This window comes from Actinoallomurus sp. NPDC052274 (assembly GCF_040679475.1).
Lineage (GTDB): Bacteria > Actinomycetota > Actinomycetes > Streptosporangiales > Streptosporangiaceae > Actinoallomurus > Actinoallomurus liliacearum.
This window is the reverse complement of sequence record NZ_JBFAUT010000001.1, coordinates 145,471-161,880: the sequence shown is the minus strand read 5'-3', so window position 1 is coordinate 161,880 and position 16,410 is coordinate 145,471. Positions and strand designations below refer to the sequence as shown.

The following is a 16,410-nucleotide window of genomic DNA, read 5'->3' as shown; positions in this document are numbered from 1 at the left end:
CTGTGGCGAGGGTGGGGGCATGGAGGACAGGGTGAGGGCCAAGGCGGCCCTCACCCGCGTGGCTCTCGAATCAGGGGCCGCCGGTCAGGTAGGCGACGGTGCTACCGGAGCGGACGGCACCGCCGGAGTTGTTGATGATGTGGCTGATGGTGCCGGTGCCGCCGAGCGAGACGGTGACCATGTCGTGGAAGGCCGAGCCGGTGGAGGGGACCTCGATGGCCCGATCGGCGACCACGCCCGAGTTCGTACTGAAGTAGCAGTAGACGCCGAGCCCCCATGCCTGGTGGGAGGTGACGCCCGCGGCGACCTTGTAGGAGGCGTAGCCGTTGGTGCCGCCGCCCGGCGTCCAGCTCGCGTTGTTGGGCACGTCGTACGGCATCTCGGACTGGTAGAAGTACGTGCGGCCGCCGTTGCCGTTCCACAGCACCTGGTACTGCTGGTAGTGCTCGGTGAAGAGCCCGTACGCCGTGACGTTCGCGCCGTTGACGACAAGGCCGTTGGCGGCGGTGTTGGTGTTCCAGCCGACGGTGCCGCCGTTGCCGTGGTCGGCGCGCCAGAGCCACGAATGGTCGATGATCGTGTTGTTGCTATTGATCACCAGCGACTGGGAGGCCTTGCCGGCGACGTCGCCGCCGACGCGGAAGAACACGTCGTGCAGGGTGATGGGATCGGCGGCGTGGCCGGCGGAGGAGCCCGAGGGACCGACCTGCATGAGCGTCTGGCTGTTGGTGGTGCCGGCGCTGATGATCAGTCCGGAGATGTCGATGCCGTCGACGTCGGCGGTGGTGATGGCGGTGACGCCGTTGTCCGGTACGAACGTGGCCAGGCCGAGCCCGAGAACGACGGTGTCGGGCCGCGTGATGTTCAGCGGCGCGTTCAGGTGGTAGACCCCCGGGGTCACCAGCAGGTTCTTGCCGGACGCGAGGGCGGCGTTGATGGTCGCCGCGGTGTCGCCTGACTTGACGACGTAGAACTGGGTGATGGGAATGGTCGTGCCGGCCGTGCTCCCGGCGGTCCAGTCGGGCCCGACGGAGTTGGTGCGCTGGGCGGGGACACGCACGTTGTAGAGGCCGGTGGAGTCGACGTAGAGGTACGGCTTCTCGCGCAATGTCGGAGTGGCGGACACATTGGTGTAGGTCGGGAACGACTGGCCGGGGGCGCCGGTGTCGCCGACGAACACCATGTTCCAGTTCGAGCCGGTCCAGCTGCCCATCGCGGTGTTGCGGGTGAGGAACTGCTGCTGGGTGCCGGAGTTGATCTGACCTGAGACACGGCTGTCGCCGATGTATCCGCCGGACGACCAGTTGCTGGAGTTGTTGCCCGAGGTGTAATCGTCCAGCGTCATGTTGCCGTGGACGTCGACGCGCCGGAACGGGTCGGCCTGCGAGACCGCCCATTCCAGAGTGCCGGAGCCGGGCGTGTCAGAGAGGTTCTCGACTCCGCGCCAGAAGTTCTGCGTGGCGTTGCCGCCGGACCATGCCGCGTCCACGTGCACGCCGCCGCCGGTCAGCGAGACGTCGGTGGGCTGGGCGCCGAGCCCGGCCACCTGGGTGTAGAAGCCGACGGGGACGTCGACGTTGTAGCTGCCGGGCATGAACAGCAGCGCGTACCGGTTGGTCCCGAACTGGTTGCTCTGTTGGGAGCCGTAGACCGAGTTGATCGTGGACTGGATGCTCGACGCCGACATCGACGGGTCGAAGATCTTGACGTTCGGTCCGAGGTCGGGGTTGTTCGGGTTGGTCGGCACACTTCCGCCCACGGGGGTGAGGGCGAATGACTGGGCGGCCGTGCCGTTGCAGGTGTACTGCTGGAGCTGGACGCCGTCGGCGGTCGACGCCCCCGGGACGTCCAGGCATTTCCCGCTGTAGCGGTTGACGAGGTGGTAGTTCCCGCCGGACTCCTGCACCGGCTGCCACTCTTGACTGGTCCAGCCTCCGTTCGACCACAGGTGGATCTTGGCGCCGTCGGCGGTCGAGGGGCCGTCGACGTCGACCGCGGGCTGCGATCCGTTGGAGTTGACGATCACGTAGTAGCCGGCGTCGGCGGCGGTCTTCAGCTGCCACTGCTGGGCGGTGGTGGCGTTGCAGGTGTACTGCTGCACGGCGGTGCCGTTGGCGGTTCCGGCCGCGGCGGCGTCAACGCACTTGCCGCTGTTGGCGTTGACGAAGGTGTAAGGCGTGTCGACCGCGAGGGCCGCGGACGCGGGCGCTGCGGCGAGGGTACAGAGCGCGGCGGCGGCCAGCGCGGCCGCCGAGCTCAGCGCGAGCGCGCGTCTACCGGACAGATGTCGCATGGAGGTTCCTTCGCTTCGGGGCGGGATCGCTGTGGATCGCAGCGGAGGCATGGCGGATTCCGTGGGGCCCGGCGCGCGCTGGCAGTCACGTGCCGGGCCCGGTCGGGACGGTCCGGTTCCGGTCGGTCCGTCCGTTGCCGCCGTCGAGGCACGGCGGGGCTCAGGGGTGGGTCAGGCGAGACGGGGGCTGCGATAAGCCGTGCGACGGGGCGTGAAGGCGGTACCGCACGGAAACGGGCGTTCAGGTCGAGGCATGCCGGACTCCCTGTTCGAGACAAGCCCGTCGCGCCAGGCGGAGGCCGACGTCGGCGGGGACGGTCGGGGCCGGACCCCGTCACTCCGAAGCGCGTGACGGTCCTCGAAGGTCCGATGCGTGCGGTGCCGCCGCCGACTACCGACCCGGACGTCGCAGCGGTGGCAACTGGAAGGAAACACCGAACACATCAAGGTGTCAATCAGATGACGCCTCTTTTTTCTCGGCGTGAAGTAAGTAGTTCCCTCACTCTGGACAGAGCTCTTGCTTCTTCGGATCATGGGTTCGAGGTGGCATGAGGCCGTCGACTACTCTCGGCAGAGGAGGCCACATGTAACGGGCGATGAAAGAGGATCAGCCTGTGCGACAGCGAGCAACCGTCCGGCAGGTCGCCGAGGAGACCGGGCTGTCCATCGCCACCGTCTCCCGCGTGCTCAACGGCCAGAACAACGTCGCCCCGCGCACCCGTGAGGTGGTGCTGGAGGCCGCCGGGAGGCTCGGCCGCCGACCGCCGCACCGGCGCTCACCCGTCATCTACGTCCGCTGCCCGTACGTCCTGAGCGACTACTTCGGCCTCATCGTCTCCTCGATCGCCGAAGCCGCCGCCGCCCAGCGGCTGGAGGTGCTCCTCAACGCCGGCGAGTCCGCCCAGCGCACCGATGCGCTGCGCGGCCTACCTTCACGAGCCGGGGTCGGCGGCGCCATCCTCACCTTGCCGCCCGAGCCCACCGACGACCTCGTCCGGCTGCGCGACAGCGGCTTCCCCTTCGTCGTCGTCGACCCCCGCACGACTCCCCCGCGCGACATCGCGGCGGTCTCGGCCGCCCACTTCACCGGGGCCCGCGCGCTCATGTCCCATCTGGTCACCCTTGGACACCGCCGCGTCGGCATCATCGCCGGCCCGCGCGACTGGCTGGTGACCGACGCCCGCACCGCCGGTCATCTCGCCGCGCTCGCCGACGTCGGTGTTCTGCCCACCCCGGACCTCATGCGACACGTCCCCGAGCCCACCGTCGACCATGGCCACCGCGCCGCCGCCGAACTGCTCGACCAGCCCGACCCGCCCACGGCACTGGTCGGCTTCAACGACAAGATGGCCGTCGGCGCCCTGCGCGCCGCCACCGAGCGCAGCCTGCGGGTGCCCGACGACCTCTCGATCGCCGGCTTCGACGACATCGATCTCAGCCGCGCGACCCACCCGCAGTTGACCACCGTCCGGCAGCCGCTGGCCGAGATGGGCCGCATGGCCGTCACGCTCTACACCCGGCTGCTGGACCAGCACGAACACGAGGCACTCCACGTCGAGCTCGCGACCGAGCTCATCGTCCGCTCCTCTACCGGCCGCGCCCCGCTCCAGGCCTGACCGAGCGACCCGCTCAGCCGTGCGAGCGGCGGCCGCTGCGGCGGGGAGGGGGCGGGGCGCCGTCCAGCAGTGAGAGGCGACGCTCCTCCCCCTCCTCCTCCACCTGCAGCACGACCCGGCGCAGCCCCTCGGCGAGGGTCCGGCACTCGGCGGCGCTCAGCCGCGAGGTGACGAACGCCTCCTCCTCGTTGAACCGGGGGAACACGCGCTCCATCAGCTCCTCGCCCTGCGGCGTGAGCATGAGCAGAACGAGGCGTCCGTCGGTCGGGTGATCGGCGCGCCGGAGCAGGCCGCGCGACTCCAGGGTCCGCGCCACGCCGGTCAGCGTCCCCTTGGAGATGCCCGCCTCCTCCGCCACGTGCCGGGTCTCCGGCTCCCCCCAGATCCAGACCACCCACAGCACGACGAACGCCGTCCAGGTCAGGCCGGACTCGCGAAGGACGGAGTTCTCCAGGTGCTGCCGGACGGCGGCCGCGGCCCGGTAGATGTTGGCCACCGCCGCCATCTGCTCTCGGTGGATACGGACGTCACCGAGCCGGGCCTCGGCCAGCTTCTCCGCTTCGGTGATGGATCGGTGGCCGGGCACGTCGCGCTCCTTCGACTGCGGCCCGCGACCGATCGGGGTCGGCGCCGCCTCGGTTGTTCGAAACCGGATTCTACGGTTGTCGGCCGCCGGCCGCGCGGACGAAGGCGTCGAACAGCGCCTGCTGCACGGAGTTCTGCTCGGCGGTGTCCTCCGGGTGCCACTGCACGGCCGTGAACCAGGAACGGGAGTCGGGCCCTTCGACGGCCTCGACGGTCCCGTCCCCGGCCCGCGCGGTGACGACCAGGCCCCGGCCGAGGCGGTCGACGCGCTGGTGGTGGAAGCAGGACGCCTCGACCTTCTCCGCGCCCGTCGCCCGCGCGACCAGCGACGCCGGCTCCAGCGCGACGGGATGGATGACGGAGCGGTGCTCGCGCTCGGGTCCGCCCATGTCCTGCTCGAGGGTGCCGCCGAGGACGGTGTTGACGACCTGCAGCCCGCGGCAGATCGCCAGCAGGGGCAGGCCGGCCTCCAGGGCCTGCCGGGCGACCTCCAGGTCGAAACCGTCCTGCTCGTCGTCCACGTCGTAGACGCTGACGTGCGTCTCCCGGTCGCCGTAGCGCTGGGGGGCGAGGTCGCCACCGCCAGGAAGCAGTACGGCGTCGAAGCGCGCCAGGCGGTCGGCGACCTCGGCCGGGTCGGCGACGCCGCCCGGGGCGTGCGGGTGGACGGACGTGGGTTCTCCCCCGGCCCGCCACACCGCCTCGATCAGTTTGCGGGCGTTGACCTCGGCGGCGAAGCGCAGGGCGGACGTCGTGGCGGAGAAACGGGCGGGGATGGCGATCAGTGGACGGGTCACAGCTGGATCCAGGTCGTCTTGAGCTCGGTGTACTTCTCCAGGGCGTGCACGGACTTGTCGCGGCCGTTGCCGGACTGCTTCACCCCGCCGAACGGGACGGTGAGGTCGCCCTCCTCGTAGCAGTTCACCCAGACCGTCCCGGCACGCAGGGCGCGGGCGACCCTGTGGGCGGTGGACAGGTCGGACGTCCACAGGCCGGCGGCCAGGCCGTACTCGGTGTCGTTGGCCAGCGCGACGGCCTCGTCGAGGTCGTCGAAGGTCAGCACGGACAGCACGGGGCCGAAGATCTCCTCGCGGGCCAGCCGCGAGCCCGGGGCGACCTGGTCGAAGACCGTGGGGCGCAGATAGCTGCCGCCGCTCTCGGCCAGGATGGGCTCGCCGCCGGCGCGCAGTCGCGCGCCCTCGTCGAGTCCCGTACGGACATGGCCCATGACCCGCTCCAGGTGGCTCTGCCGGGCCAGGGCGCCCATCTCGGTGCCCGGATCGAGCGGGTCGCCCACGCGCAGCGCGCGGGCGCGCTCCACCACGGCGTCCACGACCCGTTCGGCGACGGAGGAGTGGACCAGCAGCCGGGAGGGCGCGGTGCACATCTCGCCCTGGTTGAAGAAGATGCCCCACGCGGCGGTGGCGGCGGCCTGCTCCAGGTCCGGGGCGTCCGGCAGGATGATGTTGGGCGACTTGCCGCCCAGTTCCAGCCAGACGCGCTTGAGGTTGGAGTCGGCCGCGTACCGCAGGAAGTGACGGCCCACGGCGGTGGAGCCGGTGAAGGCGAGGACGTCCACGTCGGGGTGGAGGCCGAGCGCCCGCCCGGCGGTCGGGCCGTCGCCGGCGACGACGTTGAACACGCCGGGCGGCAGGCCGGCCTCGGTGGCCAGGCGGCCGACCATGAGCGCGGACAGCGGGGACCACTCGGAGGGCTTGAGCACGACGGTGCAGCCGGCGGCGAGTGCCGGGGCGACCTTCCAGGACGACAGCGTCAGCGGGAAGTTCCACGGGACCACGGCGCCGACCACGCCGGTCGGCTCGCGGGTGACGAGGGCCAGCGCGTCCGCGGCCGTCTGCGGGACCTCGTCGGCGAGCTTGTCGGCCAGTTGCCCGTACCAGCGGAAGGTGCTGATCGCCGCGCGGAGCTCGATGGCGTGGGATTCGCTGATGGGCTTGCCCATCTCCAGGCTGATGGTGAGGGCGAGGTCGGCGCGGTGCTCCTCCAGCAGGTCGGCCAGGCGCAGCAGGGCGCGGCCGCGCTCGACGGGCGCCAGGCGGGGCCAGGGCCCGGAGTCGAAGGCTCGGCGGGCGGCGGCCACCGCCGCGTCGACCTCGGCGACGCCGGCGTCGGCGACCTCGGCCAGCACCTGGCCGTCGCGGGGCGAGACCACCGCGAACGAGGCGCCTCCGCCCGCCTCATCCCTGCCGTCGATGTGGTGCTGAGCCGGAAGGTCGAGTTCCCTGGCGCGGCGCAGTAGTTCCTCGTGCGTGGCGTGCAACGCCTGCCTCCCCTTCGTGCGGTGCGGAAACGGTGGTGGGTTCGGTGCGCCGGCCGGGTGGCCGGACCGCCTGACGCGGACCCGCCATCCGGCCGGCGCGTGAGGTCAGCCGCTCAGCGCGGCGCGCCGGGCGCGGGTGAGCCGGGCGGCGACCGCGCTCAGGCCTAGGACGACGGGAACGGTGAGCTCCAGCCAGGTCGCCGTCGTGGCGCTGCCGCCGATGAGCGTGGTGAAGTTGGCGACGATGACCGCGATGGACCCGCCGATCCCCAGGGCGCCCAGGGCGGGGGCGACCAGGGTGTTCCAGGGGCGCCGGTCGAGCCGCTCGCGCCGGAAGAAGACGATCACGGAGATGGACGTCAGGAAGTAGAGCAGCATCATCGCGAGCACGGCCACGCCGCTGAACCAGGAGAAGAGGCTCAGCACCGGGTCCTTGCCGAACAGGGCGAACGGCAGCACCAGGACGAGCGCGATCGCCGTCTGGACGCACCCCGCGACCCACGGGGAGTGCCGCTTGTTGATCGTGGCGAGCCCGCGGGGCAGCAGGCCGTCGCGGCCGAGCGAGAACAGGTAGCGGTTGGCGGAGTTGTGGAAGGCGAGGATGCCGGCGAAGAGGGAGGTGGCGAGCAGGATCGGCAGGACGTGGTCGGCCCAGCCCCCAAGCGCCTGGGAGACGGGGTTGAAGACGAAGACGGTGGAGTCGCCGCCGGAGAGGGCCTTGCCGGCCGCGCCGGTCGCCTTGGAAGCCCCGTAGGAGGAGATGAGCATCCAGCTGACGAAGGCGAAGAAGCCGGTGATGACGGTGACGGAGAGATAGGTGGCGCGCGGGACGGTCCGGCGCGGCTCCTTGGCCTCCTCGCCGTAGATGGCGGTGGCCTCGAAGCCGAACATCGAGGCGATGGCGAACATCAGCGCCACGCCGGGCGCGCCGTGCAGGGCCGCGCCGGGCGAGAAGCTGTGCGTGACGCCGAGGCCCTCGGGTCCGCCGCCCTTGGCGAGGGTGACGAGCGCGAAGACGAACAGGATGCTGGACTCCGCCAGGACGAACACCGCCAGGACCTTGGCCCCCATCTCGATGCCCGCGGTGCCGAGGGCCTGGACGACGGCCATCGTCACGACGGTCCACACCCACCAGGCGACGTGCGCGCCGGTGTACTGCTCGACCAGGCCGCTCACGGTCGCCCCGTACAGCCCGTACATGGCCGCCTGGAGGGTGCAGTAGGCGAAGAGCGCGACGCCGGCGCTCCCGGTGCCGGTGGTCCGGCCGAGGCCCTTGCCGATGTACGTGTAGAAGGCGCCGGCGTCCACCACGTGGCGGCCCATGGCCACGAAGCCCACCGAGAAGAGCAGGATGACCGCGCCGGCCACGATGTAGGCCGCCGGGGCGCCCGCGCCGTCGCCCGTCCCGACCGCGATCGGCAGGGCGCCGGCGATCCCGGTGAGCGGTGCCTGGGCGGAGAGTACGAAGAAGAGGATGCCGATGACGCCGAGGGCGTTGGGCTTGAGCGTGCCGGTGGGGCGGGCTTCTCGGGCGGGGGCTGGTTCTTCGACCGTTCGACTGTCCACGGGATCACCTGCTGGGCGATAGGGGGGTCATTTAAGGCCAAACGAGTTGCCTGATCCTGAACCAGAACTATCCGTTTGGCAAGGGGGGTGTCGCACAGAGTTGTCCATGTGGACAGTTTCGTCAACGCCTCTGGCCTGCGTAATTAAATCTTTACATTCGTACGGGCCCGAACGACCTCAGCACGTCACCGGTCGAGGGCGGCAGAATCGCCGCCGTCGGCGCCGACGGCCTTGAGCAGCGCGTGCAGCTCCGCCAGGGCGGCGTCGGTCACCTCGGGCTCGCCGAAGACGAGCTGGTGCAGCACGAGGCCTTCCAGCGCCGCGAAGACCAGCCGGGCGAGCGGGCGGTCGGCGCCGCCGGGCAGCATGCGCGCCAGCTCCCGCTGAGTGGCGTCGAAGTACTCGTCGTACAGGGCGCGGAGCTGGGGCAGCAGGTCGGGGCGCCGCCGGGATTCCAGCAACAGCTCATACTGGAACGCCTGAGTGTCCGGGTCGGACTCCACCATCTCCGACACCCCCGCCGAGAAGTCCGTCACCCGGCCGGTGCCCGGCTCCAGCACGCTGGACGCCAGGCTGGAACGCACGGTGTGGGCCAGGGCCTCGGCGATCAGCGCCTCGCGGGAACCGAAGTGATGGACGACCAGGCCGTGGGTGACCCCCGCCTCCTCCGCGACCGCGCGGTACGTCAGATTGCGCAGGCCGCCGCGGGCCACCACGCGGACGGCGGCCTTCAGCAGAGCCTCGCGTCCTTCTCCGTACTGAACCCGCTTGCGCGACCGTCGCTTCTTCGGGGCCTCGGCGGATTCGGTCATGTCCGTGACCCTACTCGTCCCCGTCGCGTGGAATCGCGCCGCGCCGGGCGACCTGACGTCCGACCCGGCGCGACGCCGTCACCGGTCCGTCCGCCCCCGTTCGGGCGGACGGGCGATGGACCGCTCACCCCCGCTTGGGCGGGCGGATGCCGCGAAACTCCCAGTCGCCGCCCAGCGCGGTGGACAGGACCTCCTCGGACTCGGTGGGCTGGGCGCCCACGTCGGTACGGATCGGGGTCGGGCCGGCGACGATGTGGTTCGAGAGCCGTCCCAGGCCCTCCGCCTCGACCTCCACCACGTCACCGGGCCGGACCGGGCGCGAGTTGGCCGGGGTGCCGGAGAGGAGGACGTCGCCGGGGTAGAGCGTGATGGTGCGGGCGATGTCCGCGACGAGGTAGTGCATGTCCCACTCCATCTCGTCCGTCGACCCGTCCTGCACCAGTTCCCCGTTGACGTAGGTGCGCAGGTACTTGCCGTGGAAGTCCCAGTCGGTGACCAGGCCCGGGCCCAGCGGGCACAGCGTGTCGGAGCCCTTCACCCGCAGCATCGAACCCGCGTCGGTGTCGCGGAAGTCGTGCAGACCGTAGTCGTTGGCCACGGTGTACCCGGCGATGTACTCCCCCGCCTCGTCCGGGGAGACGTTGCGGCAGGTACGGCCGATGACGATGGCCACCTCGCCCTCGTAGTTGAGCCACTTGCAGCCCTCGGGGCGGACGATCGCGCCCTTGTGGGAGTTGAGCGCCGAGGTGGGCTTGTGGAAGTACGTCGGCGCCGGGCTCAGCTTCGTCTGGAACTCCTCGACGCGGCTGCGGTGGTTGAGGTGGACGGCGATGACCTTGGACGGCACCACCGGAGGCAGGTGCTGTGCCTCCTCGGTCTTGACGCGGCGGCCGTCCCCGGCGACGAGTTCGTCGCCCTCCCGGACGACCTGAACGGCGGCGCCGTCCAGGAGGATACGGCGGTACTCAGGCATCTGCGGGCTCCCGGTGCGGGTCGGTGTGGTGGTGTGGCGTGTTGCCGCCGCGCGGCGCGGTCCAGCCGCCCGCGGGGCGGTCGAACCAGAGGTGGACCTGGCCGGTGCCGACCGAGTTCTCGTACTCGCCGTACTGGCGGGCGGTCGCGGTGCAGGCGTGCTCGCCGAGCGCGCCGATCATCATCAGGTAGTGAAAGAACTTCGCCTCCGGCTTGTACCGCCAGAACTCGTCCATGGTGTCCAGGACGCGGTCGTGGCGGCCGTCCTTGAACCAGGCGATGCGCTCGTAGTCGGCCGCGCGGGCCTCGGGGGTGAAGATGTGACGGGGGTCGCTGGCCTCGTGGTCGCGCAGCTCGCGCAGCGGCCAGAAGGTGTGCGAGAGGGCGCCGGAGGCGATGAGCAGCACCCGGCGTCCGGGCGTGGCGGCGATGCCGTCGGCCAGGGCCCGGCCCAGGCGCAGGTGGTCCTCCATGTCGCCGGTCTGGCACACCCCGATGGTCACCCACCGCTTGTCCGGCAGTCCCTCACCGAGGTACTTCCAGAGGTTGATGGTGGCGTAGTAGATCGGCAGGTACTCGTCGTCGATCGGCGTAATCCAGGTGCCGTGCTTCTCGGCGAACGAGGCCACGTTGCGGGCGAGTTCGGGGTCGCCGGGGAAGTCGTACGGCATCCGGCACATGCCGCGCGGCAGTTCCTCGGAGGTGAACAGGCCGGCCCGGCGCCGCTGCGCGGTGACGACGAACTCCACGGTGGTGGCCCAGTGCGAGTCCAGGACGACGACGGTGTCGTAGTCGTCGCGCTCGAAGACCTCGCGGCGCAGCCGCCGCAGGCCGGTGACGAGCGTGATCTCCTTGCCCTCGTTCAGCTCGAGCCGGTCCGCCTCGGGAAGCACGATGGTCGGGACATGCGCGAGCAGGCCCGCCCCGACGATCTCACCCATGGTTCCTCCAGCCGTTCGGCGCGGTGACGGTGTTCTTGACGTCGCAGTAGAAGTCGAAGCTCCAGTTGCCGCCCTCGCGGCCGACGCCCGACTCGCGGGAGCCGCCGAACGGGGCCTGAAGGTCGCGGACGAAGAAGCAGTTGACCCAGACCGTGCCCGCGACCAGTTGCGCCCCGACCCGCTCGGCCCGCTCCCGGTCTCCGGTGGCGACGGTCGCGGCGAGCCCGAACCGGGTGTCGTTGGCCAGCCGTACGGCCTCGTCCTCGGTGTCGAAGGTCTGCAGCACCAGGACCGGGCCGAAGACCTCCTCCTGCACGATCTCGCTGTCCTGCGCGACGTCCGTCAGCAGTGTCGGCCGGTAGTACAGGCCGCCGAGCTCCTCGTTGGGCGTCCCGCCGATGACGGCACGGGCGCCCGCGGTCAGCGCCCGCTGGACGAAGCCGTCGATCTTGTCGAGCTGCCGCCGGTGGATGTTGGGGCCGATGTCGGTGGCCTCGTCGCGCGGGTCGCCCTGCGTGAGCGCCGACGCCTTCGCCACGAAGCGCCGGGTGAACTCCTCCGCGACCGAGGACTCCACGAGCAGCCGGGTGCCGGAGAGGCAGACCTGCCCGGCGTTGTCGTACTGCTCGACCGCCAGGTCCACCGCCAGGTCGAGGTCGGCGTCCGCGAAGACCAGCAGCGGGGACTTGCCGCCGAGTTCGAGGCTGAGCGGGGTGAGGTTGGCGGCGGCCGCGGCGGCGATGGCCTTCGCGGTGGGGACGGAGCCGGTGAAGCTGATCCGGCGCGCGTCCGGGTGCGAGACCAGCGCGCTGCCGACCTCGCCGCCGTAGCCCTGGACGACGTTGAGGACGCCCGCGGGCAGCCCGGCCTCGGCGGCGATGTCCGCCAGCAGCGAGGCCGTGAGCGGGGACCACTCGGCCGGCTTGAGGACCACGGTGTTGCCGGCGGCGAGCGCCGGGGCGACCTTCCAGGTGGACAGCATCAGCGGCGCGTTCCACGGCGTGATGAGCACGCAGGGACCGGCCGGATCCCACGACACGTGGTTGGTGTGGCCCCGCGTGTCGAAGTCCTCGTGCTCCAACCGCAACAGCCAGTCCGCGAAGAAGCGGAAGTTGTGGGCGACGCGCGGCATGACGCCACGCCGGTGCGAGCGCAGCAGCGCGCCGTTGTCGGTGGTCTCCACGATCGCCAGCTCTTCCAGCCGCTTCTCGACCCCGTCGGCGATCGCGTGGAGGAGGCGGGCCCGTTCGGCCCGCGGAGTGGCCGCCCACGCAGGGAAGGCGGCCTTGGCCGCGGCCACGGCCGCGTCGGCCTCGGCCGCGCCGCCCCGGGCGATCTCGCCGAGGACACCGCCATCGATCGGCGAGTGGTCGGTGAAGGTCTCGGCGGAGCCGACGCGGCGGCCGCCGATCCAGTGCCGGGTGTCGATGGCGACCCCGGCGACGATGGTCCTGTCCGTCATGTTCGTCTCTCCTGTCGGGTCGTCACTCGGCGCCGGAGGTTCCGGACTCCAGCAGGCGTCCGCCGTCCCACACCACGCCGACCTGGCGGTAGTAGGCGGCGATCGGCTCGCGGATCTCCAGCCGGGCCAGTTCCTCGGTGGGGGCCTCGAACAGCTCCAGGTCCGCGTCGCCGACCCACGGCTGCCCGCCTTCGAAGGACGCGGCGCCGGACTCGATCAGCTCGTCCAGGGCCAGGCCCTTGCCCTTCTCGATCGAGGGCAGCCAGCGGTGGTGCGCCATCGGGTGGCCGTTGACGAAGCCGTTGGTCTCCGAGGGCTCCCGCAGCGTGACCACGGCCTGGGCCAGGCGCCGGTCCGCGGCGGCGAGCGTGGCGCCGAAGGTGGCGCCCTCCTCGATCCGCGGCGCGGGCCCGTACGGGTGCGGGCGCGTCATGTGGATCGAGCCGAGCTTCTTCGGGTAGCCCTGGTGCAGCCCGCGGGCGATCGCGAAGTCCTTGTCGACCCAGATGTAGACGCAGCGGGTGTAGGTGCGCCCCCGGTACTTGCAGCGGACGACGGCGAACGCCTCCTTGTACTGCGAGCGCACCGGGTCGAGCAGTTCCTCGCCCGAGACGGAGCAGGACTGCCAGTCGGCCCAGATGAGCGCGACCGCGCCGGGGTCCTCGTCGGCCGGCTCCAGCGGCTCGGGCAGGAGTTCGCGCACCCGCGCGGGATCGGTGCGGTACTCCACGGTGAGCAGGTCCCCGGAGTAGCGCCATGGGGGCGAGGGGATCAGTGATGACGCCCCCGTCGCCGTCTTGGGGTGGAAGTAGCCGTGCACGCCGGCCATGGGAGTCTCCTTACGCGGTGAGGGCGGGCTGCTTGAGCAGCTGGGCGCGGTAGCGGGCGGCGCCCATGGCGGCGGCGTGGCCGCCGAGGGCGACGACGCCGACGAGCAGGCCGTCGCGGTGGTAGCCGACGAGGACGTCGCCGTCGAGGTCGCCGTCCAGCACGCGCACGTCGTCCCTGCCGAGCGCGGGTACGCCGAAGGACTGCAGGCGGAAGTCGTGCTGGTCGCTCCAGAAGGTCGGCAGCGGCGCGAACGGCGCCGGAACCGCGTCGGCGCCGGTGAGGTGGGCGGCGAGGGTCTTCGCCGCGTGCTTGGCCGTGTCGGTGGGGATCGACCAGTGCTCGACCCGGCGCGGCATGCCGTCGTACCGCGCGTTGGGGAAGCGGGCCACGTCGCCGACCGCGACCACGTACGGCAGGCCGCCGACCCGCAGGTGCTCATCCGTGAGCACGCCGTCGGACAGGTCCAGCCCGTTGCCGTCCAACCATTCCGTGTTGGCGACCGAGCCGACCGACTCCACCACCACGTCGGCGGGAAGCACGGAGCCGTCACCGAGGAGGACGCCGGTGACGCGGTCCTCGCCCGTGAAGCCGGCGACCGCGGTGCCCAGCGCGAACCGCACCCCGCGCGCTCGATGGCGGTCGAGCAGCGCGCGGGCCAGGGTCTCCCCCAGCGGCCCGACCATGGGCAGCGGCAGCGGATCGACGACGGTGACCTCGGCGACACCCAGTCCGACGGCCGTCGCGGCCACCTCGCAGCCGATGAAGCCCGCGCCGACGACCACCAGCCGCGCCCCGGGCCGGGTCAGCTCCTCGCGGAAGGCCCGCGCGTCGGCGAGCGTCCGCACGGTGTGACGGCCCGCGAGCGGGCCGGGGCAGGGCAGCCGCCTCGGGCGCATCCCGGTGGCGACGACCAGCCCGTCGAACGGCAGCTCCTCGCCGTCGTCCAGGGCGACGACCCGCTCCGCCAGCCTGGCGGAGGCGACGCGCGTGCCGAGCCGCCACTCCACGTCCGCGGCCGAGGCCTTCGGGGTGAAGGCGAGGGACTCGAACGGCGCCTTCCCCGCCAGCACCTCCTTGGACAGCGGCGGGCGGTTGTACGGCATGTGCGGCTCGTCACCGACCACGGTGATCGCCCCGGTCCACCCGGCGGCGCGCAGTTGCTCGGCGGCGCGCAGGCCGCCCAGCGAGGCGCCGGCGACGACGACACGTCCGGCGGTCATGTCAGCCTTCGATCCGGATCGCCTGCAGCGGACACACGTCGGCGGCCTCTTCGACCTCCTCGCGCAGGGTGTCGTCCGGGTCGCTGACGTAGGCCAGGCGCCCGTCGTCGTCGAACCGGAAGACCTCCGGGGCCGCGAAGACGCACTGGCCGTGGTCCTGGCACTTGTTCATGTCGACGACGACCTTCATGGCCGGTCCTCCTCCGAGATGAGGGCGTTGGGCGCGGAGCGGCAGGCGGCGCACGCCATACCGTTTGGCTTCAAACAAAATAGGAGGGCACCTCGACGCGGTCAATACCTATCCACATGGATAATTTTGTGCGGCGAACCTCTTGCGCCGCGATGGCCGCCTCCTTACCGTTTGAGGCCAAACATCAAGCTCCCGGCGACGGGCCCGTCATGGCGCGCCGTCCCCACCGCCCCGATCCGCCCAAGGAGACCTCGGTGAGCGCACCTGACACCTCAGACGTCCGCCCCCACCTGAACCGGCTCGCCGAAGAGGGCATCGACGTCGTCCGGGTCACCTATCCGGACCTGATCGGCATCGACCGCGCCCGCGACGTCCTCCTGCACAGCCTGCCGGCGGCCCAGGAGCACGGCCTGGCCTTCTGCCGGGCCGTCTATCACACCAGCCCGCAGGGCGATGTCGTCCCGGTCGCCGGAGGGCTGGACGCGGGCCTGCCCGACATCTGCGTACGCCCGGACCTGTCCACCCTGGCCCCACTGCCCTGGGAGCCCGGCGTCGCCTGGTGTCTCGGCGAGGCCACCGACCCGGTGACCGGAGAACCCGCCGCCGAGTCCCCCCGCGACCTGCTGCGGACGGTCCTCGCGCGCGCCGCCGAGGCCGGAGTGCGGCCCGTCATCGGCCCCGAGCTGGAGTACTTCCTCCTCGAACCGGCCCCCGACCGCCCGACCGGCTGGCGCCGCGCCCCGGAGACCGCAGGCGCCGTCTACACCGCCGGGCTGCGCGCCGACCCGCACAACCACCTGCTGCACACCCTCCGGCGGCTGCACGACCTGGGCATCGGGGTCATCACCGGCAACCACGAGTTCGACGGCGGCCAGCACGAGATCAACCTCACCCACTCCGACGCCCTGGACGCCGCCGACCGCGCCTTCCGTTTCAAGGCGGCGGTCAAGGAACTCGCCCGGCAGGAGGGCAAGCTGGCCACCTTCATGGCCAAGCCCTTCAATGACGCGGGCGGCTCCGGCTTCCACCTCCACCTCTCCTTCGAGGACGCCGAGGGCCGCAACGCCTTCGACGACCCCGCGGGCACGCACGGGCTCTCCCCCACCGCGCGGCACGCCCTGGCCGGCGTCCTCGCCCACGCCCCCGCGCTGGCGGCGCTCGCCAACCCCACCGTCAACTCCTACAAGCGCTTCGGACCCGACACCCTGGCCCCCTGGCTCATCGACTGGGGCCTGGACAAGCGCAGCGCCATGGTCCGGGTCCCGCCCGAGCGCGGCTCCGGCGCCCGGATCGAACTACGCCTCGGGGACGCCAGCGCCAACCCCTACCTGCTCATCGCCGGCGCCATCGCCGCCGCGCTTCTCGGTGTCCAGGACGGCAAGGAACCGCCGGCCCCGATCGAGGGCTACGGGTACGACACCACCAAGGCGGCCGTCCTGCCCATGGACCTCCCCACCGCGCTGGACGCCCTGGAGGCGGACACCGCCCTCACCGAGGCCCTCGGCAAGGACTTCACCACGGCCTTCCTCACGTACAAGCGCAACGAGGTCGAGCGCTTCCACCGGCACGTCACCGACTGGGAGTTCACCGAGTACGCCTACCACCTGTGATCCACCACCCGTGACGTCAAGGAGACCGAGC

The 16,410-nt window shown here is 71.5% G+C and carries 14 protein-coding genes; 2 read left to right on the top strand and 12 right to left on the bottom strand.

Features of this window, described 5'->3' with window-relative positions; genetic code table 11:
- Positions 1-70 precede the first annotated feature (70 nt).
- Positions 71-2,293 (bottom strand): RICIN domain-containing protein, encoded by a 2,223-nt coding sequence (locus AB0K82_RS00825; protein ID WP_364391103.1) that lies wholly within the window; start codon positions 2,291-2,293, stop codon positions 71-73.
- A gap of 614 nt (positions 2,294-2,907) precedes the next feature.
- Here AB0K82_RS00825 and AB0K82_RS00820 point away from each other — a divergent pair.
- Positions 2,908-3,909 (top strand): LacI family DNA-binding transcriptional regulator, encoded by a 1,002-nt coding sequence (locus tag AB0K82_RS00820; RefSeq protein WP_364391100.1) that lies wholly within the window; start codon positions 2,908-2,910, stop codon positions 3,907-3,909.
- A gap of 13 nt (positions 3,910-3,922) precedes the next feature.
- Here the strand turns inward: AB0K82_RS00820 and AB0K82_RS00815 are convergent, their stop codons facing one another.
- From AB0K82_RS00815 to AB0K82_RS00765, 11 genes are all read right to left on the bottom strand, one after another.
- On the bottom strand, positions 3,923-4,495 hold the full coding sequence (locus AB0K82_RS00815) for a MarR family transcriptional regulator (RefSeq protein WP_364391097.1): 573 nt from the start codon (positions 4,493-4,495) through the stop codon (positions 3,923-3,925).
- 70 nt (positions 4,496-4,565) lie between these two features.
- Positions 4,566-5,291, bottom strand: a complete 726-nt coding sequence (locus tag AB0K82_RS00810) for a gamma-glutamyl-gamma-aminobutyrate hydrolase family protein (RefSeq protein WP_364391095.1) — start codon at positions 5,289-5,291, stop codon at positions 4,566-4,568.
- Positions 5,288-6,775: an aldehyde dehydrogenase gene (locus AB0K82_RS00805; protein WP_364391093.1), complete on the bottom strand. Its 1,488-nt coding sequence runs from the start codon at positions 6,773-6,775 to the stop codon at positions 5,288-5,290. Before AB0K82_RS00805 ends, AB0K82_RS00810 begins: the two co-directional genes overlap by 4 nt.
- 105 nt (positions 6,776-6,880) lie before the next feature.
- Positions 6,881-8,341, bottom strand: coding sequence for an APC family permease (locus AB0K82_RS00800; RefSeq protein WP_364391091.1), 1,461 nt, complete (start codon positions 8,339-8,341; stop codon positions 6,881-6,883).
- 185 nt (positions 8,342-8,526) lie between these two features.
- On the bottom strand, positions 8,527-9,153 hold the full coding sequence (locus tag AB0K82_RS00795) for a TetR family transcriptional regulator (protein WP_364391089.1): 627 nt from the start codon (positions 9,151-9,153) through the stop codon (positions 8,527-8,529).
- Between the two features lie 124 nt (positions 9,154-9,277).
- Positions 9,278-10,126, bottom strand: a complete 849-nt coding sequence (locus AB0K82_RS00790) for a fumarylacetoacetate hydrolase family protein (protein WP_364391087.1) — start codon at positions 10,124-10,126, stop codon at positions 9,278-9,280.
- Entirely contained in the window at positions 10,119-11,066 is a 948-nt protein-coding gene (locus tag AB0K82_RS00785) for a 3,4-dihydroxyphenylacetate 2,3-dioxygenase (RefSeq protein ID WP_364391085.1), read from the bottom strand. The genes AB0K82_RS00790 and AB0K82_RS00785 overlap by 8 nt, the downstream gene beginning before the upstream one ends.
- Complete coding sequence (locus AB0K82_RS00780; protein WP_364391083.1) at positions 11,059-12,528, bottom strand: aldehyde dehydrogenase; 1,470 nt, start codon at positions 12,526-12,528, stop codon at positions 11,059-11,061. The genes AB0K82_RS00785 and AB0K82_RS00780 overlap by 8 nt, the downstream gene beginning before the upstream one ends.
- A 22-nt stretch (positions 12,529-12,550) precedes the next feature.
- A complete protein-coding gene (locus AB0K82_RS00775) occupies positions 12,551-13,357 on the bottom strand; it encodes an acetoacetate decarboxylase family protein (RefSeq protein WP_364391081.1) in 807 nt (268 codons plus the stop codon).
- Between the two features lie 10 nt (positions 13,358-13,367).
- Positions 13,368-14,579: an FAD-dependent oxidoreductase gene (locus AB0K82_RS00770; RefSeq protein ID WP_364391078.1), complete on the bottom strand. Its 1,212-nt coding sequence runs from the start codon at positions 14,577-14,579 to the stop codon at positions 13,368-13,370.
- 1 nt (position 14,580) lies between these two features.
- Positions 14,581-14,769, bottom strand: coding sequence for a ferredoxin (locus AB0K82_RS00765; protein WP_364391076.1), 189 nt, complete (start codon positions 14,767-14,769; stop codon positions 14,581-14,583).
- Positions 14,770-15,023: 254 nt separating this feature from the next.
- Here AB0K82_RS00765 and AB0K82_RS00760 point away from each other — a divergent pair, with 254 nt between their 5' ends.
- Complete coding sequence (locus AB0K82_RS00760) at positions 15,024-16,379, top strand: glutamine synthetase family protein (protein WP_364391074.1); 1,356 nt, start codon at positions 15,024-15,026, stop codon at positions 16,377-16,379.
- Positions 16,380-16,410: the final 31 nt, after the last annotated feature.

Coding starts and splice junctions, on each gene's coding strand:
- AB0K82_RS00780 (WP_364391083.1), bottom strand. CDS start 12,528: ATGACGGACAGGACCATCGTCGCCGGGGTCGCCATCGACACCCGGCAC.
- AB0K82_RS00765 (WP_364391076.1), bottom strand. CDS start 14,769: ATGAAGGTCGTCGTCGACATGAACAAGTGCCAGGACCACGGCCAGTGC.
- AB0K82_RS00790 (WP_364391087.1), bottom strand. CDS start 10,126: ATGCCTGAGTACCGCCGTATCCTCCTGGACGGCGCCGCCGTTCAGGTC.
- AB0K82_RS00770 (WP_364391078.1), bottom strand. CDS start 14,579: ATGACCGCCGGACGTGTCGTCGTCGCCGGCGCCTCGCTGGGCGGCCTG.
- AB0K82_RS00775 (WP_364391081.1), bottom strand. CDS start 13,357: ATGGCCGGCGTGCACGGCTACTTCCACCCCAAGACGGCGACGGGGGCG.
- AB0K82_RS00825 (WP_364391103.1), bottom strand. CDS start 2,293: ATGCGACATCTGTCCGGTAGACGCGCGCTCGCGCTGAGCTCGGCGGCC.
- AB0K82_RS00795 (WP_364391089.1), bottom strand. CDS start 9,153: ATGACCGAATCCGCCGAGGCCCCGAAGAAGCGACGGTCGCGCAAGCGG.
- AB0K82_RS00785 (WP_364391085.1), bottom strand. CDS start 11,066: ATGGGTGAGATCGTCGGGGCGGGCCTGCTCGCGCATGTCCCGACCATC.